This is a genomic window from Microbacterium sp. 05N427 (assembly GCF_056397105.1).
In genome coordinates this window covers 45083-65087 of the sequence record NZ_JBFTMT010000012.1, presented here as the reverse complement: position 1 = coordinate 65087, position 20005 = coordinate 45083, and the positions used below count along the sequence as shown (strand labels likewise).

General features: G+C 69.3%; 19 protein-coding genes. 13 read left to right on the top strand and 6 right to left on the bottom strand.

Annotated features, from left to right (window positions below):
- Positions 1–23: 23 nt before the first annotated feature.
- Genes AC1DG4_RS13445 through tkt form a run of 3 tightly spaced genes read right to left on the bottom strand, consistent with a single transcriptional unit; the run spans position 24 to position 4876 of the window.
- On the bottom strand, positions 24–1643 hold the full coding sequence (locus AC1DG4_RS13445; RefSeq protein WP_477379204.1) for a glucose-6-phosphate isomerase: 1620 nt from the start codon (positions 1641–1643) through the stop codon (positions 24–26).
- A complete protein-coding gene (gene tal, locus AC1DG4_RS13440; protein ID WP_477379206.1) occupies positions 1640–2752 on the bottom strand; it encodes a transaldolase in 1113 nt (370 codons plus the stop codon). The genes AC1DG4_RS13445 and tal overlap by 4 nt, the downstream gene beginning before the upstream one ends.
- 21 nt (positions 2753–2773) lie before the next feature.
- Positions 2774–4876, bottom strand: coding sequence for a transketolase (gene tkt, locus AC1DG4_RS13435; protein WP_477379208.1), 2103 nt, complete (start codon positions 4874–4876; stop codon positions 2774–2776).
- Between the two features lie 238 nt (positions 4877–5114).
- Between tkt and AC1DG4_RS13430 the strand changes: the two genes are divergently transcribed.
- Complete coding sequence (locus AC1DG4_RS13430) at positions 5115–6047, top strand: heme o synthase (protein ID WP_477379349.1); 933 nt, start codon at positions 5115–5117, stop codon at positions 6045–6047.
- Here AC1DG4_RS13430 and AC1DG4_RS13425 read toward each other — a convergent pair.
- Positions 5993–6463, bottom strand: coding sequence for a dinucleotide-utilizing enzyme (locus tag AC1DG4_RS13425; RefSeq protein WP_477379210.1), 471 nt, complete (start codon positions 6461–6463; stop codon positions 5993–5995). The two genes, AC1DG4_RS13430 and AC1DG4_RS13425, sit on opposite strands and share 55 nt — an antisense overlap.
- Before the next feature lie 295 nt (positions 6464–6758).
- On the opposite strand from AC1DG4_RS13425, the gene AC1DG4_RS13420 reads away from it, so the two are divergent.
- Positions 6759–7730: a helix-turn-helix transcriptional regulator gene (locus AC1DG4_RS13420; protein WP_477379212.1), complete on the top strand. Its 972-nt coding sequence runs from the start codon at positions 6759–6761 to the stop codon at positions 7728–7730.
- Positions 7731–7740: 10 nt separating this feature from the next.
- Here AC1DG4_RS13420 and AC1DG4_RS13415 read toward each other — a convergent pair whose 3' ends face one another.
- Complete coding sequence (locus AC1DG4_RS13415; RefSeq protein ID WP_477379214.1) at positions 7741–8766, bottom strand: COX15/CtaA family protein; 1026 nt, start codon at positions 8764–8766, stop codon at positions 7741–7743.
- A 250-nt stretch (positions 8767–9016) separates the two neighbouring features.
- Between AC1DG4_RS13415 and sufB the strand changes: the two genes are divergently transcribed.
- The 7 genes from sufB (at position 9017) to AC1DG4_RS13380 (ending at position 15813) form a co-directional block, all read left to right on the top strand.
- Positions 9017–10435: a Fe-S cluster assembly protein SufB gene (gene sufB, locus AC1DG4_RS13410; protein ID WP_477379216.1), complete on the top strand. Its 1419-nt coding sequence runs from the start codon at positions 9017–9019 to the stop codon at positions 10433–10435.
- Position 10436: 1 nt separating this feature from the next.
- Positions 10437–11639 (top strand): Fe-S cluster assembly protein SufD, encoded by a 1203-nt coding sequence (sufD, locus tag AC1DG4_RS13405; RefSeq protein WP_477379218.1) that lies wholly within the window; start codon positions 10437–10439, stop codon positions 11637–11639.
- Complete coding sequence (locus AC1DG4_RS13400; RefSeq protein ID WP_477379220.1) at positions 11636–11971, top strand: non-heme iron oxygenase ferredoxin subunit; 336 nt, start codon at positions 11636–11638, stop codon at positions 11969–11971. The genes sufD and AC1DG4_RS13400 overlap by 4 nt, the downstream gene beginning before the upstream one ends.
- A gap of 47 nt (positions 11972–12018) precedes the next feature.
- Positions 12019–12789 (top strand): Fe-S cluster assembly ATPase SufC, encoded by a 771-nt coding sequence (sufC, locus tag AC1DG4_RS13395; protein ID WP_477379222.1) that lies wholly within the window; start codon positions 12019–12021, stop codon positions 12787–12789.
- Positions 12790–12798: 9 nt separating this feature from the next.
- Positions 12799–13128 (top strand): metal-sulfur cluster assembly factor, encoded by a 330-nt coding sequence (locus AC1DG4_RS13390; RefSeq protein WP_045252088.1) that lies wholly within the window; start codon positions 12799–12801, stop codon positions 13126–13128.
- A gap of 76 nt (positions 13129–13204) precedes the next feature.
- On the top strand, positions 13205–14377 hold the full coding sequence (locus tag AC1DG4_RS13385) for a MalY/PatB family protein (RefSeq protein WP_477379224.1): 1173 nt from the start codon (positions 13205–13207) through the stop codon (positions 14375–14377).
- The gene (locus AC1DG4_RS13380) at positions 14374–15813 is read left to right on the top strand and encodes an MFS transporter (RefSeq protein ID WP_477379226.1); all 1440 of its coding nucleotides are present in this window, start codon (positions 14374–14376) and stop codon (positions 15811–15813) included. The genes AC1DG4_RS13385 and AC1DG4_RS13380 overlap by 4 nt, the downstream gene beginning before the upstream one ends.
- On the opposite strand, the gene AC1DG4_RS13375 is transcribed toward AC1DG4_RS13380, so the two are convergent.
- Entirely contained in the window at positions 15776–16345 is a 570-nt protein-coding gene (locus AC1DG4_RS13375; protein ID WP_477379228.1) for a TetR family transcriptional regulator, read from the bottom strand. The genes AC1DG4_RS13380 and AC1DG4_RS13375 overlap by 38 nt on opposite strands.
- Before the next feature lie 99 nt (positions 16346–16444).
- Between AC1DG4_RS13375 and AC1DG4_RS13370 the strand changes: the two genes are divergently transcribed.
- The 4 genes from AC1DG4_RS13370 (at position 16445) to AC1DG4_RS13355 (ending at position 19999) form a co-directional block, all read left to right on the top strand.
- The gene (locus AC1DG4_RS13370; RefSeq protein WP_477379229.1) at positions 16445–17014 is read left to right on the top strand and encodes a biotin transporter BioY; all 570 of its coding nucleotides are present in this window, start codon (positions 16445–16447) and stop codon (positions 17012–17014) included.
- Positions 17004–17684, top strand: a complete 681-nt coding sequence (locus tag AC1DG4_RS13365; protein WP_477379230.1) for an energy-coupling factor ABC transporter ATP-binding protein — start codon at positions 17004–17006, stop codon at positions 17682–17684. Before AC1DG4_RS13370 ends, AC1DG4_RS13365 begins: the two co-directional genes overlap by 11 nt.
- A gap of 10 nt (positions 17685–17694) precedes the next feature.
- Positions 17695–18297, top strand: a complete 603-nt coding sequence (locus tag AC1DG4_RS13360) for a CbiQ family ECF transporter T component (protein WP_477379232.1) — start codon at positions 17695–17697, stop codon at positions 18295–18297.
- A gap of 103 nt (positions 18298–18400) precedes the next feature.
- Complete coding sequence (locus tag AC1DG4_RS13355; protein ID WP_477379234.1) at positions 18401–19999, top strand: ABC-F family ATP-binding cassette domain-containing protein; 1599 nt, start codon at positions 18401–18403, stop codon at positions 19997–19999.
- Positions 20000–20005: the final 6 nt, after the last annotated feature.

Below are 20005 nucleotides of genomic sequence, written 5' to 3'. Positions count from 1 at the left end.
CTCCTGAGTGCTCTCTGGGGCGCCTACTGTGCGGCCTCGAAGAGGTCCAGCACATCGTCCTGGGGTTCGGTGATGGTGAGCGTCACGACGGGGCGGCCGTGCGCGGCGAGTACACCAGCATCGCCGGCGGCCTGTGCGTCGATGAGCTCGCCGAACGTGAACGGGCGATCGGGGATCTCCAGATCCACGTCCGTGCGCTCCAGGATCTGCAGGAATACGCCCTGCGCGGGACCGCCCTTATGGTACTGGCCCGTCGAGTGCAGGAACCGCGGTCCCCAGCCGAAGGTCGTGGGTCGTCCCGCATCGGCGGCGACGAGTTCGCGGAGTCCCTGGAGCTGCGGCGTCTCGAGACGATCCACGTACGCCTGGATGGAGACGTAACCGTCCGCCGGCAGGGTCTGCCACAGGGCGTCCAGGACGCCGGCGATCGTGCCGGATGCGAGCAGGGAGGCATCGGAGGCGCGGACTTCGACCCCGTCCTGCACGAAGGCGGCCGGCGCAGCCTCCGGGCGTGCATCCAGCAGGCCGCGGGCGGCGATCTTGGCCGACTCGACGTCCGGCTGATCGAACGGGTTGATCCCGAGCAGGTACCCCGCGACTGCGGTGGCGTGCTCCCACACGATGAACTGCGCGCCGAGCGTTCCGCTCACGAGGATCTCGCCGGGGTGGCGCTCACGCAGGTGGAACTCATCGGCCTCGTCGACGAGGCGCACCAGCTGCAGATCTGCGGGCTGGTCCTCCACCTCGGGGGAGACGGGGAGCAGCACGACGGGAAGGATCCCGGTGCCCTCCTTGCCGGTGGACTCCGCGACGAGCTGCTCGATCCAGTCGGGCAGACCCACGATGTGGGTGCCGTCGGTGATCAGCCCCAGCTTGTCGCGCCGCGGACCGCCCGGAGTCTGGGTGCTCGCGGCGATCGCCGCCCCCAGCAGCAGCGCCGGGTTCTCGGCGGAGTCGATTGCGACCTGCAGCAGCGTTGCCTCCGCCTCGTCGAGGAGTTCGGAGATGTCGACGCCGGCCAGACCTGAGGGCACCAGTCCGAAGGCGGTCAGCGCGGAGTACCGGCCGCCGACGTTCGGGTCGGCGTTGAACACCCGGTAGCCGGCGGCGCGCGCGGATTCGTCGAGGGGCGAGCCGGGGTCGGTGACGACGACGATGCGCTCGACGGGGTCGATCCCGACATCGCGGAACGCGGCCTCGAAGGTGCGACGCTGCGAATCCGTCTCGACCGTGGATCCGGACTTGGAGGACACCACGAGCACGGCGTCGGCGAGGCCGGCGTCGATGGCCGCGAGCACCTGACCGGGAGAGGTCGAGTCGAGGATCGTCACGTCGATGCCCGCGGTCTGCGAGATGACCTCGGGGGCGAGGGAGGAGCCGCCCATCCCCGCCAGCACCACGCGCGTGACGCCCTTGCCGGCGAGCTCATCGCGCAGGGCGACGATCTCGGGCACGAGCGGACGCGACACGGAGACGGCGTCCACCCAGCCCAGGCGGATGCTCGCCTCGGCCTCGGCGGCCTCGCCCCACACGGTCGGGTCGCCGCCCGTGATCCGGGACGCGATCAGTTCGCCGACCAGCCGAGGGACGACCTCGTCGATCGCCGCTTTCGGCGCCCCGGAGGTGTGGATCTCGAAACTCACCGCTGGGCTTCCAGTCCTTCGCGGACCTGGCTGAGCAGGCTGTGCCAGGAGTCGATGAACTTCTCGACGCCCTCATCCTCCAGCACCTGGGTCACGTCGGCGAAGTCGACGCCGACGGCCGCAAGTCCCGCGAACACCTCGCGAGACTCTTCATACGCGCCGGTGACCGTGTCGCCGGTGACGACGCCGTGGTCGAAGGTCGCCTCGAGCGTCTTCTCCGGCATCGTGTTGACGACATTCGCCGCGACCAGCTCGGTCACGTACAGGGTGTCGGGAAGTGCCGGGTCCTTGACGCCGGTGGATGCCCAGAGCGGGCGCTGGCGGTTGGCGCCCGCGGCGAGCAGGGCGGCGGCGCGGTCTCCCGCGAAGGTCTGCTCGTAGAGCTCGTAGGCAAGGCGCGCGTTCGCGAGTCCTGCCTTGCTCTTGAGCGCGACGGCCTCATCGGTGCCGATCGCCGAGAGGCGCTTGTCGGTCTCGGTGTCGACGCGCGACACGAAGAACGAGGCGACCGAGTGGATCGTGGAGAGGTCGTGCCCGGCCGCCTTGGCCTGCTCGAGCCCTGTGAGGTAGGCGTCGATGACCTCGGCGTAGCGCTCGAGGCTGAAGATCAGCGTGACGTTGATGCTGATCCCCTCCGCGATCGCTGCCGTGATCGCCGGAAGGCCCGCCTTGGTCGCGGGGATCTTGACGAGCAGGTTGGGGCGGTCGACCTTGGCCCACAGCTCCTTGGCCTGCGCGGTCGTGCCATCGGTGTCGTGGGCGAGGTCGGGGGAGACCTCGATCGAGACCCGGCCGTCGACGTGCCCGGTCTGCTCCCACACCGGGCGGAAGACATCGAGCGCATCGCGCACGTCCTGAGTGGTCGCCTCGAAGATGGCCTCCTCGGCGCTCGCGCCCGACGCGGCGAGGTGCGCGACCTGGCCGTCGTAGGAGGTGTCATCGGGGTTGGTGATCGCGTTCGCGAAGATCGTCGGGTTCGTGGTCACGCCGACGACGTTGCGGGTGGCGATGAGCTCGGCGAGATTGCCGGAGGTGATCCTGGTGCGGGACAGATCGTCCAGCCAGATGGAGACTCCGGCGGCGGCGAGTGCGGCGGTGGGGGTGGTCATGCGTTCTCCTCGGATCCGTGCTTATGCAGCCGCGTTCGCGGCGATGGTCTCGTGGGCCGCGGCGACGACGGCCTCTGCGGTGATGCCGAACTTCTGGAACAGCGTCTTGTAGTCGGCGGACGCACCGAAGTGGTCGATGCCGACCGAGCGTCCGGTCGAGCCCACGATGCCGTGCCAGGTCAGGGTCGATCCCGCCTCGACCGAAACGCGCGCCCTGACGCCGGACGGCAGCACCGACTCGCGGTAGGTCTCGTCCTGCTCGGCGAACCACTCGAGCGACGGAGCCGACACCACGCGGGCGTTGACGCCCTCGGAAGCCAGCGTCTCGCGAGCGGCGACCGCGAGCTGCACCTCGGAGCCGGTGGCGATGAGGATCACGTCGGGCGTGCCGCTGGGAGCCTCGGCCAGGACATAGGCGCCCTTGACCGTGTTCGATGCGGCGGCGAACGTGTCGCCCGAGGCATCGCCGGCGCCGCGTGCGAAGTTCGGCACGTTCTGACGGGTCAGCGCGATTCCGGTGGGGCCGCCATGACGGCGCAGGATCTCCAGCCATGCGGCGGCGGTCTCGTTGCCGTCCGCGGGGCGGACCACGGCGAGGTTGGGGATCGCGCGCAGCGTGGCGAGCTGCTCGATCGGCTGGTGCGTGGGACCGTCTTCGCCGAGGGCGACGGAGTCGTGCGTCCACACGAAGATGCTCGGCACGTTCATGAGGGCGGCCAGGCGCACCGCGGGCCGCATGTAGTCGCTGAAGATCAGGAACGTACCGCCGAACGGCCGGGTCGGGCCGTGCAGGACGATGCCGTTGAGGATCGAGCCCATCGCGTGCTCGCGGATGCCGAAGTGCAGCACGCGGCCGTACGGGCTGCCGTCCCAGTCGTGCGTGGACCAGGTCGCCGGGATGAAGGATTTCGCGCCCGCGATCGTGGTGTTGTTGGATCCGGCCAGGTCGGCGGATCCACCCCACAGCTCGGGGAGCTCGGGGGCGAGCGCGTTGATGACCTTGCCGGAGGCGGCGCGGGTCGCCAGCTCCGTTCCGGCCTCGAACACGGGCAGCACGTCTTCGATCCCCTCAGGGAGCTCATGCGCCTCGAGGCGCTCGAGGAGGGCCTTGCGCTCGGGGTTGGCCGCGGCCCAGGCGTCGAAGTCCTGCTGCCAGGCGGCGCGCTCCTCGACGGCACGTGCGCCGAGTTCGCGCGTGTGCTCGATCACGGCGTCCTCGACGACGAAGGACTTCTCCGGGTCGAAGCCCAGCACGACCTTGGTGGCGGCGACCTCGTCCGCGCCGAGCGCGTTGCCGTGCACCGACTCCGTGCCCTTCTTGCCGGGCGCCGGCCATCCGATGATCGTGTTCAGGATGATCAGGGACGGCTTGGAGGTCTCGGCCTTCGCCTGCTCGATCGCGTCGAACAGTTCCTTCACGTCCTCGACGTAGGTGCCGGTGCGCACCCAGTCCACGTGCTGCACCTGCCAGCCGTAGGACTCGTAGCGCGCGCGCACCTCTTCGGTGAAGGCCACGTTCGTGTCGCCCTCGATCGAGATGCGGTTCGAGTCGTAGATCGCGATCAGGTTGCCGAGCTGCTGGTGACCGGCGAGCGAGGAGGCCTCGCTCGTCACGCCCTCCTGCAGGTCGCCGTCGCCGGCGATCACGTAGACGTAGTGGTCGAAGGGGCTCGTGCCCGCCGCGGCGTCCGGGTCGAAGAGCCCGCGCTCGTAGCGGGACGCGTAGGCGAAACCGACGGCGGAGGCGAGGCCCTGGCCGAGCGGTCCGGTCGTGATCTCGACGCCCTTGGTGTGCCCGTACTCCGGGTGGCCCGGGGTGAGCGAGCCCCAGGTGCGAAGCGCCTCGAGGTCGGTCAGCTCGAGGCCGAACCCGCCGAGGTACAGCTGGATGTACTGGGTGAGGGAGGAGTGCCCCACGGAGAGGACGAACCGGTCGCGGCCGATCCAGTGAGTGTCCGCCGGGTCGTGGCGCATGACGCGCTGGTAGAGCAGATAGGCCACCGGGGCCAGGCTCATGGCGGTTCCGGGATGGCCGTTGCCGACCTTCTGGACGGCATCCGCCGCCAGAACCCGGGCGGTGTCCACCGCGCGTCGATCGATCTCATCCCACAGCAGTTCCGACACTCCAGAGCCCTTTCCAAGACAGTGAGTGCGCCCGGCAGTCTGCGCGCCCACCGCGACTTCACGGAGGGCGTGGCACGTTGACGGGCGCGCGAGTGATTTCAGCATAGTGCGGTCGCATGGCTGCGTGGCCGGTCGGGACCCTATGTTGCACCCGGCCGTCCGCCGTGCTGTTCGACGGGTCCGGAGAGGACGGGCCGGACTCCGCCGTGGCGTAGGATGAAGGCGTTCCCGTGTGCGCATGAAGGAGGCGGTCAGCATCGCGACCACCATCGAGTCCGTCGCCGCCGAGCGCTCTCTGAAGCGGACCGTCAAGGCCTACATCGAGCTGACCAAGCCGCGTGTGCTCGAGCTCCTGCTCGTCTCTACCGTGCCTGTGATGTTCCTCGCGCAGCACGGTCTGCCGAATCTCTGGCTCGTCGCCGCGACCGTGATCGGTGGCTCCATGAGCGCCGGGTCCGCGGCGTCGTTCAACATGTACATCGACCGCGACATCGATGCGCACATGCACCGCACCGAGAAGCGTCCGCTCGTGACCGGCGAGGTCTCGCCGCGCGGCGCGCTGATCTTCTCCTGGGTGCTCGCAGTGCTCTCGACCGCCTGGCTGTGGCTGACCACCAACTGGGTCGCCGCCGCTCTCTCCGCTGCCGCGATCTTCTTCTACGTCGTGATCTACACGCTCATCCTGAAGCGCCGCACCGAGCAGAACATCATCTGGGGCGGCATCGCAGGGTGCTTCCCCGTGCTGATCGGCTGGGCGGCCGTCACCGGTTCGCTGGACTGGCCGGCCTTCGTGCTGTTCGTGCTGGTCTTCCTCTGGACCCCCGCGCACTACTGGCCGCTGTCGATGAAGTACAGGGACGACTACGACGACGTCGACGTGCCGATGCTCGGCGTCACGCGGTCCGCGTCCCAGGTCGGTCTGCAGGTCATCCTGTACGCGTGGGCGACCCTGGCGTGCTCGCTGCTGCTCATCCCCGTCGCGGGCATGGGGCTGGTCTACTCGGTCTCCGCGCTGGTCTTCGGCGGCTGGTTCGTGTACGAGTCGCACCGGCTGTACACGCAGGCGGTGAAGGGCGCATCGGCCAAGCCGATGCGCGTCTTCCACGCCTCCATCACCTACTTGACGTTGATCTTCGTGGCCGTCGCGGTCGACCCGCTGCTTCCGTTCTGAGTCTCCTCGACTGACGCGTCCTCGACCTCGGTCCGGTCCTGCTGCTCCTGCTCGATCTCGTGCGGTGCGGCGGGCGCGTCGAGCGCTCCCTCCGGATCGACGTCATGCTCGAGGTCGTCGAAGGCGAGCGGAGCGATCGCGACGGGATTCGCCGTGGCGGCGCCGAGCAGCGACGAGACGACCGCCAGAGCGAGTGAGAGCAGCACGCCGAGTGCTCCCACGCCGAGCAGGGCTGCTCCGAGCACGATCCAGGACTGTCCTCCGTACACCTCGAGCCCTGTCGCGCTGCCGTCCTTGAGGGTGGCGGTCATGGTGCCCAGATGATCGAGGACGGTGAGAAGGCCTGCGACGATGAGGGCGATCGAGGCGGCCAGGAGGATCCAGAACGGGATGCTTCGGTTCAGTACGCGTGTCATGGATCCAGCCTCACCGGCGAACTCGTGCGTCCGGTCTGCGTCGCCTATGAGGCCCATATGTGTCCGAGCCCATGTGTCGGCGCCGACGGCGGCGTTCCGCGCATCGGCGTCGTGGCACGCGCGTCTCCGGGGGAGAGGTCCCGGCGCACAGGCGCCGGGACCGGTGTCCCCAGCACGCAGGGTGCGGATCCGTCCCTGATCCGGAACACCCTGCTACCGTCCAGAACACATTCCAACTGACCTGATCAGGACGGCGCAAGGTCCGGTTCGTGCGCTGTCCGCAAGAGGACGTGACATGACCGACGACGACCTGCTGGATCTGCTGCTGCGTGAGCGGCTCCTCGACGTGGACGCCCTCGTGGCGCGATCCGGCCTCGGTCCGGATGCGGTGCACTCGAGCCTGGAGCGTCTCGCGGACGAGGGCAGCCTGTCCCTGCGGGACGGGGTGATCCTGCTCAATCCGCCCGTGCACGCCGCCGCGATCGCGGTCGAGCGGGAGCTGCAATCGGAGCGTGCTGCGGCGCAGGCCCGCAGCGACCGACTCACCGCGATCGTGGACGCGGTCGCGCGTCGCACCTCGTCGTGGAACGTCGGGGAGTCCGTGGCTCAGGACCGGCTCTCGCTGCAGAGCGCGCACGGTCCGCATGCGGCGGAGGACCTGTGGTTCGCCGTGCAGGCTTCTCGGGTAGGCTCGGGCGGCCGGGTGCGCGCCGTGCTGACCGACCTCGATCGGTACCGTGCGAGCAGTCCGGAGCGCAGCAGGTCGTTCGCGCAGGCGATGTCCACGTACTCGTCGGTGCAGGTGATCATCCCCGCGATGCCGCTCGATGAGCAACTGACGGCCATGGTGCGCGGCTTCGGGGACTCCGGGGTCGAGTTCCGCATGCTGGCGGATCCGCCGAGCTGGTTCTGGGTGGATGATCTTGACGTCACGGGCGTGCCGCTCGTGTGGGGCGACAAGGCGCCGCAGAGCGTGCTGGCCGTCGCGAGTCCGGTGATCGCCGGGATCACGAAGGCCTACTTCGCCGAACTGTGGCAGCAGGCCAGTCCCGTCGAGAAGGACCCCGGCGGCTACGGCCAGCTGCTGCATCGCATGCGTCGCGGGATGACGCTGGACGCGGCGTCGCGTTCGCTCGGGATCACCCCGCGCACCGGGCGGCGCAGGATCGCGGCCGCGATGGACCGCTACGGGGTCGCCACGCTGTTCGCGCTCGGCGTCGCCTGGGCGCAGGACGGCAGTCCCGGCGCCGAGCGATCAAGCGGCTGAGGGGCGCGGTTCAGCCGCGCGCGGTCGCGGAGGCGGCTCCTGTGGCTCCCGTGATTCCCGTGTCCTCGGTTCCGGCGGCCGAGGGCGAGGTCGTCGTGGTGGGCTGCTTCAGCCGCAGTACGAGGGCCGTGCACGCGCCCACGAGGATCGCGGCGAGCACCATGTGCACGCCCACAGCGAGCGGGGGCAGGGCATTGCGCGCCTGGTACAGGCCGACGGCGATCTGCACGAGCTCGATCGCGAGCAGGGCGATCACCGCGTTGCGGATCGCGGTGAGCGAGTTGGCCAGCGCGATCACGAGCAGCGTCAGGGTGAGCGCGAACAGCGCGTAGGCGGGCCAGGAGTGCACGTGCTCGAGGATCGTCGCGTCGAAGCCGTTGCGGAGTGTCACCGCAGGGTCGCCCGAGTGCGGACCCGCGCCCGTGGTGAGCACGCCGAAGATCACGGTCAGCGCCAGCACGAACGAGGTGATGTGCGCCAGGATCGCGACGCCCTTGGGCACGGCGCGCACTCGCGCTCCGCGGGGCTGCCCCATCCGCACCAGGAAGGCCGCCGACACCGCGACGAGCACGAGCGAGACCAGGTAGTGGAACGCGACCATGTTCGGATGCAGTGCGAAGATCACCAGGATCCCGCCCACTACGGCCTGCACGAGGACGCCCGCGAAGACGATCCAGGACATGATCCAGAGGTCCCGGCGCTCCGTCCTGATGCGTGAGATCAGCACGATCACCGCGATCGCGGCGAGGCCCACGAAGAAGCTGAGCCCGCGGTTCCCGAACTCGATGAGCGAGTGGTAGCTCTGCGCGGCGGTGGGGAACAGGGAGTCCGGCGTGCACAGCGGCCACTCGCAGCCGAGGCCCGAATCGGTGAGGCGCACGGCGCCTCCGGTGCCGACGATCGCCACCTCGAGCACGAATGACACCCAGGCGGCGATCCGCACACGAAGGTCGACGCGATCGGGGAGCCAATCATGGACTCGGCCCAGGAATCCGGAGCGGGTGCGGGGGGCGGACTGTGGTGCGATCTCGGGCATGGCTCCTCCGGAACCCTTCCGGCGGGCGCACTGCGGCCCGGATGTCGGAGGGAACCTGTAGAATCTCAGGTGTTGGCGATGGTCGCAGGAGCGCGGAACGCGCATGACACTGCCATCGACAACACAGTTTAGRCGCGAATGCTTTGCGTCCATGATGAGGGCCCAGAAGCGGCACCCGTTCCCTGCAGACTCGACGGGATCGACGGTGTGCCGGGGCGGATGAACCGTTACGGCCCAAGAGGAGAGTGTGATGTCGGATGTGCTGATCGACCGCCCGGAGCTTGATGGTCTGGGGGTGTACGAGTTCGGCTGGCACGACACGGATGCCGCCGGCGCGACCGCACGACGCGGTCTTTCTGAAGACGTGGTGCGCGGCATCTCGGCGCTCAAGAGCGAACCTGAATGGATGCTGAAGACGCGCCTGAAGGGCCTCCAGCTCTTCGGCCGCAAGCCGATGCCGACCTGGGGCGCCGACCTCAGCGAGATCGACTTCGACAACATCAAGTACTTCGTGCGCTCCACCGAGAAGCAGGCGCAGAGCTGGGAGGACCTCCCGGCCGACATCCGCGAGACCTACGAGCGCCTCGGCATCCCCGAGGCCGAGCGTCAGCGCCTCGTCGCCGGCGTCGCCGCGCAGTACGAGTCCGAGGTCGTCTACCACCAGATCCGCGAGGACTTGGAGGCGCAGGGCGTCATCTTCATGGACACCGACACCGCGCTGCGCGAGCACCCCGAGTTCTTCGAGGAGTACTTCGGCTCGGTGATCCCGGCCGGTGACAACAAGTTCGCCGCCCTGAACACCGCCGTGTGGTCCGGCGGATCCTTCGTCTACGTCCCCAAGGGCGTGCACGTGGAGATCCCGCTGCAGGCCTACTTCCGGATCAACACCGAGAACATGGGGCAGTTCGAGCGCACCCTGATCATCGCCGACGAGGACAGCTACGTCCACTACATCGAGGGCTGCACCGCGCCGATCTACAAGAGCGACTCGCTGCACTCGGCCGTGGTCGAGATCATCGTGAAGAAGAACGCCCGCGTTCGCTACACCACGATCCAGAACTGGTCGAACAACGTGTACAACCTGGTCACCAAGCGTGCGGTCGCGCACGAGGGCGCGACCATGGAGTGGGTCGACGGCAACATCGGCTCCAAGGTGACGATGAAGTACCCCTCGATCTACCTGATGGGCGAGCACGCGAAGGGCGAGACCCTCTCCGTGGCCTTCGCCGGTCCCGGGCAGCACCAGGACGCGGGCGCGAAGATGATCCACATGGCGCCGTACACGCAGTCGTCGATCGTGTCGAAGTCGATCGCCCGTGGCGGCGGGCGCGCCGGCTACCGCGGTGAGGTTCGGGTGGACGCGAACGCGCACCACTCCGCCAATACCGTGCGCTGCGACGCGCTGCTCGTGGACACCAAGTCCCGCAGCGACACCTACCCCTCGATCGACATCCGTGTCGACGACGTGCAGCTCGGCCACGAGGCCACGGTCTCGAAGGTCAGCGAGGAGCAGCTCTTCTACCTGCAGTCCCGAGGCATGCCCGAGGATGAGGCGATGGCGATGATCGTGCGCGGCTTCATCGAGCCGATCGCGCGCGAGCTGCCCATGGAGTACGCGATGGAATTGAACAAGCTCATCGAGATGGGCATGGAAGGATCGGTCGGCTGAGATGACGGCCCCCACTGCCGCGCCCGCGGAGGCGCAGGACACCCACGCCCACATCGACCCCGCGGCCCAGCTCGTGGCTGCGGAGAAGACCGTTCCGGTGCAGACCCGTTCGGAGCGCCCGCACTCGTACGACCCGGCCGACTTCGGCGCCCCGACCGGCCGCGAGGTCAACTGGAAGCACACGCCCGTCGCGCAGCTCTCCGGTCTGATGACCGATGAGCCGGGCGACGACTTCGCGCTGTCGATCGACCTCGACGAGGTCGAGGCCTTCCTCGTCCCCGACGAGGCCGACGCCTACGGCGAGTTCTTCCGCCCCGAGGATCTGCCCAGCGCGCTCGCGTGGAAGCATGCCCGCCGCGGCCTGCACCTGCGCATTCCGCAGAACGACGAGATCGACGCGCCGATCGTGCTCCGCATCGACGGCACGGATGCGGGCAAGCGCGCGTTCGGCCAGATTCTCATCGAGGCGATGCCGAACTCGCGTGCCACGGTCGTCCTGGACCACCACGGCGCCGCCCAGTACGCGCAGAACGTCGAGATCATCGCTCGCGACGGCTCCCGCCTCAGCGTGGTCAGCGTGCAGCGCTGGGCCGATGATGCGATCCACGCGGCGTCGCACCAGGCTCGCGTCGACCGCGACGCGTCGCTCACGCACTTCGTTGTGAGCTTCGGCGGCGGCGTCGTGCGGGTGAACCCGAACGTCGAGCTCGCCGGAGCCGGATCCGAGGCCCGTCTGTATGGACTGTCCTACGCGGATGCGGGCCAGCACCTGGAGAGCCAGGTGTACTTGCACCACAAGGGCGCGCACACGGTCGGCGACGTCCTGTACAAGGGCGCGCTGCAGGGTCAGAACGCGCACAGCGTCTGGATCGGCGACGTGCTGATCGGACCCGACGCCACCGGCACCGACTCGTACGAGGCGAACCGCAACCTGGTGCTCACCGAGGGCGCGCGCGCCGACTCGATCCCGAACCTCGAGATCGAGACCGGCGACATCCTCGGTGCCGGGCACGCGAGCGCCACGGGACGCTTCGACGACGAGCAGCTCTTCTACCTGCAGGCGCGGGGGATCACCGAGGAAGAGGCTCGCCGCCTCGTCGTCCTCGGCTTCCTCAGCGACATCGTGCAGCGACTCGGGGTGCCATCCCTCGAGAAGGAGCTGCTCGCAGCGATCGAGGTCGAGCTGCAGGCGGTGAACGCGTGACCGCCCAGCGGGCCTGCGCCGTGAGCGACCTGCAGGAGGACACTCCGCTGCGCGTCGAGCTGGACGGTGTGCCCATGGCGGTCGTGCTCGATTCCAAGGGCGAGATCCACGCGATCGGCGACACCTGCACGCACGGCGACATCTCGCTGTCGGAGGGGTTCGTCGAGGGCACCACGCTGGAGTGCTGGGCGCACGGCTCGGCGTTCTCGCTCTGCTCGGGCAAGCCCCTGAACCTTCCGGCCTACGAGCCGGTCCCGGTGTATGTCACGGAGATCGTCGGAGACGACCTCATGATCGACCCCACCGTCACGAAGGACGTCAGCGGCCTCTGAGCCCGGCATCCGCACACCAAGCTTCACGAATACGTAAGGAACCATCCATGACTGTCCTGGAGATCAAGGACCTGCACGTCACCGTCGAGACCGAGGCTGGCACCACGCCGATCCTCAACGGCATCACCCTCACCATGCGCACAGGGGAGACCCACGCGATCATGGGTCCGAACGGGTCCGGCAAGTCGACCCTGGCCTACACGATCGCCGGCCACCCGAAGTACACCGTCACGAGCGGCTCGATCACGCTCGACGGCGAGGACGTCCTCGCGATGAGCGTCGACCAGCGCGCCCGCGCCGGGCTGTTCCTCGCGATGCAGTACCCGGTCGAGATTCCCGGCGTCACCGTCACCAACTTCCTGCGCACCGCGAAGACCGCGCTGGATGGTGAGGCGCCCTCGATCCGCCAGTGGACCAAGGACGTGAAGCAGTCCATGGCGAACCTGCGCATGGATCCGAAGTTCGCGCAGCGCAACGTCAACGAAGGCTTCTCGGGCGGCGAGAAGAAGCGCCACGAGATCCTGCAGCTCGAGGTGCTCAAGCCGAAGATCGCTGTGCTCGACGAGACCGATTCCGGCCTCGACGTCGACGCGCTGAAGATCGTCTCCGAGGGCGTGAACCGTGCCAAGGAGAACTCGAACCTCGGCGTGCTGCTGATCACGCACTACACGCGCATCCTGCGCTACATCCGTCCCGACTTCGTGCACGTGGTCGTCGCGGGCAAGATCGTGGAAGAGGGCGGCGCGGAGCTCGCCGACCGCCTCGAGGACGAGGGCTACGACCGCTTCCTCGACCCCGCCGCTCCCATCGAAGCGTAGGCTGAAGGCATGACGGCAACGCTGACCGGAGAGAAGTACGACGAGGTCACCGAGGCGCTCAAGGACGTCGTGGATCCGGAACTCGGGATCAACGTCGTCGACCTCGGACTCATCTACGACCTCTCCTGGGACGAGGAGAACGACGCCCTCGTCATCCACATGACGCTCACGAGCGCCGGGTGCCCGCTGACCGACGTGCTCGAGGAGCAGACCGGCCAGGCTCTGGACGATGTCGTGGATCGCTTCCGCATCAACTGGGTGTGGATGCCGCCGTGGGGCCCCGAGCGGATCACCGACGACGGTCGCGACCAGATGCGCGCGCTCGGCTTCGCGATCTGACACGCACGACCGAGGGGTCTGACGCCGTATGACGGCGCCGGGCCCTTCGTCGTACGGGGCTCGATAGGCTCGAACGGTGACCACCACCGCCCGCACCGCAGCCCTCCAGGCGCTGCCTCTCGACCAGCTCCGCCGTCGTTCCAGCACCAAGTGGCGCACGTATCCGGACGACGTGCTGCCCCTGTTCGTGGCGGAGACGGACTTCCCGCTGGCGGATGCGATCACCGAGCGCCTGCACGCCGCGGTCGAACTCGGCGACACCGGGTACACCCCGCCGGACCCCGGTCTGCGGGACGCGTTCGTCGCCTTCGCGCAGCGCAGGTTCGGCTGGAGCGTGCAGTCGGCTCGCATCCGGTCCACGTGCGACGTGATGATGGGCGTCGTCGAGATCCTTCGAGCCGTGCTCGCTCCGGGTGATCGCGTGATCGTGGCGCCGCCGGTGTACCCGCCCTTCTTCGACTGCGTCGAGGAGGCAGGGTGCGTCGTGGAGCGCGTGCCGCTCATCGACGAGGACGGATCGTGGATCCTCGATCTCGGCGGCATCGAGAGCGCCCTCGCGGGCGGTGCACGCGCCGTGCTTCTGTGCAACCCGCACAACCCGACCGGCACCGTGCACAGCCGTGCGGTGCTCGCGCGGCTCGCCGAACTCGCCGCCGCGCACGGGGCTGTCGTGGTGAGCGACGAGATCCATGCCCCGCTCGTGCAACCCGGTGTCGACTTCACGCCGTTCCTGGTCGCATCGCCGCTTGCCGAGGAAGTCGGCTACACCGTCACCAGCGCGAGCAAGGCGTACAACCTCGCTGGACTGAAGTGCGCGATCATGGTCACGGCGAGCGAGCAGACCGCTGCCGTCGTGCGAGGGCTTCCGCCAGAGGTCGAGTGGCGTACCGGCCTGTTCGGCGCGATGGCCGCCGTCGCCGCCTGGGACCCGGCGAGCGACGCGTGGCTGGACGCGCTTCTCGTGGCGCTCGATGAGAACAGGCGCCTTCTCGGCCGTCTGCTCGCCGAGCACATCCCGGACGCGCGCTATCGACTGCCCGACGCAGGCTATCTCGCCTGGGTCGATCTGGGTGATCTCGGCTGGGGCGACGACCCCGCGGCGCGCATTTTCCGCGAGGCCAGGGTGGCCCTCAACCGTGGGCCGACGTTCGGCGCCGAGGGCAAGGGGCACGTGCGCATCAACCTCGGTTGCTCGCCGGAGGTGCTGACCGAGGCCGTGCGACGGATCGCGTCGCTGGTGCAGCAGTGAGCGCCGGGGCGCCCATCCCGGCGATCTGGGACCGGCATCGCCTGGGCATCACGATCGGGTCCGTGGTCCTGATCTTCCTCGCCGCGATCGAGGCACTCGCGGTCACGACGGTCATGCCGCTCGTCGCCTCCGACCTGCACGGCGAGGCGCTGTACGCCGTGGCCTTCGCCGGGACGCTGGCGACAGGGGTGATCGGCATGGTCGTCGCCGGGGCGTGGAGTGACAGATCGGGTCCGAGAGCGCCGCTCTACACGGCCGTCGTGCTCTTCATCGCCGGACTGCTGATCGCGGGCGTCGCCACCGACATGTACGTCGTGATCCTCGGTCGGCTCATCCAGGGGCTCGGCGCCGGCGGCCAGACCGTCGCCCTGTACGTCGTCGTCGCCCGCGTGTACCCGCCACAGCTGCACGGCCGGATCTTCGCCGCCTTCGCCGCTGCGTGGGTGGTGCCGTCGATGATCGGACCGTTCCTCGCAGGCGCCGTCGCTCAATACCTGCACTGGCGGTGGACCTTCCTCGGGGTCGCGGTGCTGACGGTGGTCGCGTTCGTCCTCGTCGTCGTGCGGCTGCGGGCCGTCGACCTGAATGCGCATCCGGACGGCCCGACGGAGAAGGCGGGCACCGCACCGGTTGGAGGCCCGATCGTTCTGCGGATCGTCCTCGCCGTCGTCGTGGCGATCGCCGCCGTCGCCGTCGGGTTCGCAGCCGACGCCGTACCGGCGATCGGCTGGCCGCTCGCCCTCGTCTCGGTCGTGGTGATCGCATTCGCCATCAAGCCGCTGCTGCCGGTGGGATCGCTGCGTGCGGCACCGCGGCTGCCGAGCGTCGTGCTCATGCGCGGCCTCGTCGCGGGGGCGTTCTTCGCCGCGGAGGCCTACGTGCCGAAGATGCTCATGGAGCGCTTCGACTTCAGCCCGACGATCGCCGGTCTCGCGCTCACCGCTGCCGCTCTCGCGTGGTCGGGCGCCTCCGCGGTGCAGGGCCGGTACGGCGAGCAGCTGGGAAGTCGGCGGATGGTCGTGTTCAGCGCGGCGCTCCTGCTCGTCGCCTTCCTCGGCCTCGCGGCCGTCGCGCTGGCTCACGCAGTGCCCTGGGCCGTGGTCATCCTGTGGGGGCTGGCGGGTGGAGCGATGGGACTGCTGTACCCGCGCCTGACGGTACTCACCCTCGCGTACTCGACGCCGGCGGACGAGGGGTTCAACTCCTCGGCGCTCTCGATCTCCGATGCATCGGGCTCGGCTGTCACGATCGCGGTCGCGGGACTGCTGTTCGTCACCCTTCCGATCGCCGGGTCGGGCTTTCCCGTCGTGTTCGCGCTGGCGGCCGCGGTGCTCCTGGTCGCCACGATCCCCGGTCTGCGGATCGGAGACGGCCCTGGGGCGATCGACGCGGACGCCGTCAGCGCAGCGTCGACGTCAGACCCGCGCCACGGCTGAGCAGCGCGATCCCCGCCTCGAACACAGCCGCGTCCTCGCCACCGGCCGGTTCGTCGGCCGTGCTCGCCGCGCCGTGGCTCTCGCCGTGCATGCGCTGCTGCACGAGAGTCGTGTGACCGAGGATGAACTGCAGCACCGCGGTCGCTGCGAGGTCGGCGTCGGGAAGCGCCACCGGCAGCGCCGCACGGAGGGCGTCCTCCGCGCGGGACCGACCGGGGCGGAGCGCGGCCGAGCTCAGGACGACCTCGGCGCCGTCTCGGTACGACAGCAGGGCGTCCCGCACCGCGTGCGCGGCGCCGAGGAGATCCGTGCCGGGGGCGGCGTCGGGGATGCGCGCCAGGATGCGATCCGACACGGCCGCCAGCAGGTCCTGCTTGCTGTCGAAGTGCCAGTACAGGGCGCTGGGCTGCACTTCGAGGTCGGTGGCCAGGCGCCGCATCGTGAGGTCCGGCAGGCCGTAGCGGTCGAGCAGGGCGAGGGCGACGCCGATGATGTGCTCGCGGTCGTGGCGTCCGGTGCGCGCGGGGGTCATGGGCATGAGTATACTGAACGCCGTTCAGGTGAACACTGTTCAGGAAGCAGGCGGCGGTCCCGAGGCCGCGCTGCCATCGCAGATCCGAAGGGGATCCCCATGACTTCGACCTCCCGCCCATGGGGCGCCGACGCCGCTCGCATCGCCGCATTCGCCGCACTGATCATCGCCCTGGGGCTCGTGATCGTGCCCTTGCCCACGGGAGTGCCGATCACCGGGCAGACTCTCGGCGTGATGATGGCCGGGCTCGTCCTCGGTCCACACCTCGCGCCGATGTCGGTGCTGGTGGTGCTCGCTCTCGCCGCGGTGGGGCTCCCCGTTCTGGCGGGCGGGCGCGGCGGGCTGGGGGTCTTCGTCGGTCCGAGCGCGGGCTACCTGCTGGGTTGGGTCGCGGGCGTCGTCGTGATCGGCCTTGTCCTGGGCTCACGGCGCATCACGTGGTGGTGTGCGGGGCTCGCCGCAGTGGTCGGCGGCATCGGCGTCGTGTACCTGTTCGGGATCCCCGTGCAGGCGCTCGTCACCGGGGTGCCGCTCGGCGCGACGGCCCTGTCGAGTCTGGTCTTTCTCCCCGGCGACCTCCTCAAGGCCGCCGCCGCCACCGTGCTGTGCGTCGCGCTGCAGCGCGCCTACCCGCGGGCGTTCCTGCGGACGGCCGCGCGTGTCGCCTGATATCGAGCTGTGCGCCGTCTCGCTGCGCCTCGACGGGCGGACGATCCTCGACGATGTCTCGGTGCGGCTGACGGCGCGGCGGACGGCCGTGATCGGCGCGAACGGATCCGGGAAGTCGAGTCTCGCCCGACTGCTGAACGGGCTCCACGTCGCAACGTCCGGTGAGGTGCGCGTGGGCGGTCTCGACCCGGCGCGGGATGTGCGCGAGGTGCGGCGCAGGGTGGGGTTCGTGTTCGCGGATCCTGAGGCGCAGATCCTGATGCCGACGCCCGCCGAGGACCTGGCGCTGTCCCTGCGCGGCGTCCCCGCGGACGAGCGCGAGTCACGCGTGGACGAGGCCCTGGCGGTGTGCGGACTCGCCGCGTTGCGTGATGCTCCGGCGTCGGAGCTCTCCGGGGGCCAGAAGCAGCTGCTGGCGCTGGCCTCGGTGCTGATCGGCCGCCCGCGGCTCGTCGTGGCCGACGAGCCGACCACTCGCCTCGATCTGCGCAACAGCCGCCGCATCGGCGATGCGCTGCTGCAGGAGCTCGAGGTGCCCCTCGTGCTGGTGACGCACGATCTCGACCTCGCCCGCCGCTGCGACGAGGCCGTGCTCGTCGAGGACGGACGCGTGCGGGCGCAGGGGGCGCCGGACGACGTGATCCCGGCGTACCTGCAGGCCTGCGCGTGAGGATCCGCGGATGATCTCGCTCTATCGTCCCGGATCCGGCTTCCTGCACCGGGCGCCCGCGGGGGTGAAGCTCGCACTTCTTGCCGTGATCGCGCTCGGGCTCTCGTTCGTGCCGGCGGCGTCCGGCGCCGTCCTGCCGATCTCCGGCGCCGTCGCGACCGTCAGCATGCTGTTCGTGACCGGCGGGCTCGGCGTGCGCGCGCTCGGAGAGGCCTGGTGGCGGTTGCGCTGGCTCATCGTCCTTCTCGGTACCGCGCTCGTGGTCTTCGTGAGCGTTCCGGCGGCGATCGTGAGCACGGGCCGGGTCGTCGTGCTCCTGCTGCTCGCCGAACTGGTCACCCGGTCGACCACGATGAGCGCGCTCATGGCGACGATCGGCAGGCTGCTGCGCCCGCTGCGACCGTTCGGCGTGAACGCGGACGCCGTCGCACTGATCCTGTCGTTGACCATCACGATGGTTCCGGTCGTCGGCGGCTTCGTGAAGGAGGTGCGGGAGGCGCAGGAGGCGAGGGGCGTGCGCCTGGGGCCGCGCATGGCCGTGCCGCTGCTCGTGCGCACGCTGCGCCACGCGGACGCCGTCGGGGAGGCGCTCGCGGCCCGCGGGCTCGGGTGACGCCGCCCTCGACCGCGACACGCAGATCCGGTCCAGCCACGCCTCCTATACTGGGAGGCTGGCCATCCGGCCGCTCACCCCTTCTGAAGAACGGACGTCTGCTGTGCTCGCCGTGCACGACCTCGAGATCCGCGTGGGAGCGCGTCTCCTCATGGAGAACGTATCCTTCCGCGTCGCCGACGGTGACAAGATCGGTCTCGTCGGCCGCAATGGCGCCGGCAAGACCACGCTGACGAAGGTTCTCGCGGGAGACCTGATCCCGTCAGACGGCAAGGTCGACCGCAGCGGGGAACTGGGCTATCTGCCGCAGGACCCGCGCTCCGGCGACCCCGAGATGCTGGCCCGCACACGGATCCTCGATGCTCGGGGTCTCGGCTCCCTGCAGCTGGGAATGCGCGAGGCCTCGGAGCAGATGGGGTCGGCGGATCCTGCCGTGGCCGAGAAGGCCATGAAGCGGTTCGGCAACCTCACCGAGCGGTTCGAAGCTCTGGGCGGCTACGCCGCCGAGGCAGAGGCCGCGTCGATCGCGAACAACCTGTCCCTCCCGGACCGGATCCTGGATCAGCAGCTCAAGACGCTCTCCGGCGGCCAGCGCCGCCGGATCGAGCTCGCGCGGATCCTGTTCTCCGACGCGGAGACGATGATCCTGGACGAGCCCACCAACCACCTCGACGCGGACAGCGTCGTCTGGCTGCGCGAGTTCCTGAAGGGGTACAAGGGCGGGCTGATCGTGATCAGCCACGACGCCGAGCTCGTCGGCGAGACCGTGAACCGGGTGTTCCTCCTGGACGCGAACCGCCAGGTCATCGACATCTACAACATGAACTGGAAGAACTACCTGCGGCAGAGGGCGGCCGACGAGGAGCGCCGGAAGAAGGAGCGCGCGAACGCCGAGAAGAAGGCGACCTCGCTGCAGCTGCAGGCCGCCCGGTTCGGCGCCAAGGCGAGCAAGGCGGCCGCCGCGCACCAGATGGTGGCCCGTGCCGAGAAGCTGCTCAGCGGCCTCGACGACGTGCGCCAGGTCGACCGCGTCGCCAAGCTGCGCTTCCCCAAGCCCGCGCCCTGCGGCAGGACACCGCTGATGGCGTCGGGGTTGTCGAAGTCGTACGGTTCCCTCGAGATCTTCACCGACGTCGACCTCGCCATCGACCGCGGGTCGAAGGTGGTGGTGCTGGGACTCAACGGTGCCGGCAAGACCACGCTGCTGCGAATACTCGCCGGCGTGGATCAACCCGACACCGGCCAGCTCGAGCCGGGGCACGGCCTCAAGGTCGGCTACTACGCGCAGGAGCACGAGAACCTGGACGTCTCGCGCTCCGTGCTGGAGAACATGATGTCGGCCGCTCCTGACATCAACGAGACCGAGGCGCGCAAAGTGCTCGGATCCTTCCTGTTCACCGGGGACGACGTGCTGAAGCCTGCCGGCGTGCTCTCGGGTGGCGAGAAGACGCGTCTGTCGCTCGCGACACTCGTCGTCTCGTCGGCGAACATGCTGCTGCTCGACGAGCCCACGAACAACCTCGATCCGGCCTCCCGCGAGGAGATCCTGGGCGCACTCGCGCACTACGAGGGAGCGGTGGTGCTGGTCTCGCATGATCCCGGCGCGGTCGCCTCGCTGAACCCCGAGCGCGTGCTGATCCTGCCCGACGGCGTCGAGGACCTCTGGTCCAAGGACTATCAGGACCTGATCGAGCTGGCCTGACGCACG

What these genes read in the sequence shown, in the direction of transcription:
- sufC (WP_477379222.1), top strand. Translation starts at nt 12,019, where the DNA reads ATGACTGTCCTGGAGATCAAGGACCTGCACGTCACCGTCGAGACCGAG.
- AC1DG4_RS13390 (WP_045252088.1), top strand. Translation starts at nt 12,799, where the DNA reads ATGACGGCAACGCTGACCGGAGAGAAGTACGACGAGGTCACCGAGGCG.
- sufD (WP_477379218.1), top strand. Translation starts at nt 10,437, where the DNA reads ATGACGGCCCCCACTGCCGCGCCCGCGGAGGCGCAGGACACCCACGCC.
- sufB (WP_477379216.1), top strand. Translation starts at nt 9,017, where the DNA reads ATGTCGGATGTGCTGATCGACCGCCCGGAGCTTGATGGTCTGGGGGTG.
- AC1DG4_RS13430 (WP_477379349.1), top strand. Translation starts at nt 5,115, where the DNA reads ATGAAGGAGGCGGTCAGCATCGCGACCACCATCGAGTCCGTCGCCGCC.
- AC1DG4_RS13415 (WP_477379214.1), bottom strand. Translation starts at nt 8,766, where the DNA reads ATGCCCGAGATCGCACCACAGTCCGCCCCCCGCACCCGCTCCGGATTC.
- AC1DG4_RS13375 (WP_477379228.1), bottom strand. Translation starts at nt 16,345, where the DNA reads ATGACCCCCGCGCGCACCGGACGCCACGACCGCGAGCACATCATCGGC.
- AC1DG4_RS13370 (WP_477379229.1), top strand. Translation starts at nt 16,445, where the DNA reads ATGACTTCGACCTCCCGCCCATGGGGCGCCGACGCCGCTCGCATCGCC.
- AC1DG4_RS13420 (WP_477379212.1), top strand. Translation starts at nt 6,759, where the DNA reads ATGACCGACGACGACCTGCTGGATCTGCTGCTGCGTGAGCGGCTCCTC.
- AC1DG4_RS13425 (WP_477379210.1), bottom strand. Translation starts at nt 6,463, where the DNA reads ATGACACGCGTACTGAACCGAAGCATCCCGTTCTGGATCCTCCTGGCC.
- AC1DG4_RS13360 (WP_477379232.1), top strand. Translation starts at nt 17,695, where the DNA reads ATGATCTCGCTCTATCGTCCCGGATCCGGCTTCCTGCACCGGGCGCCC.
- tal (WP_477379206.1), bottom strand. Translation starts at nt 2,752, where the DNA reads ATGACCACCCCCACCGCCGCACTCGCCGCCGCCGGAGTCTCCATCTGG.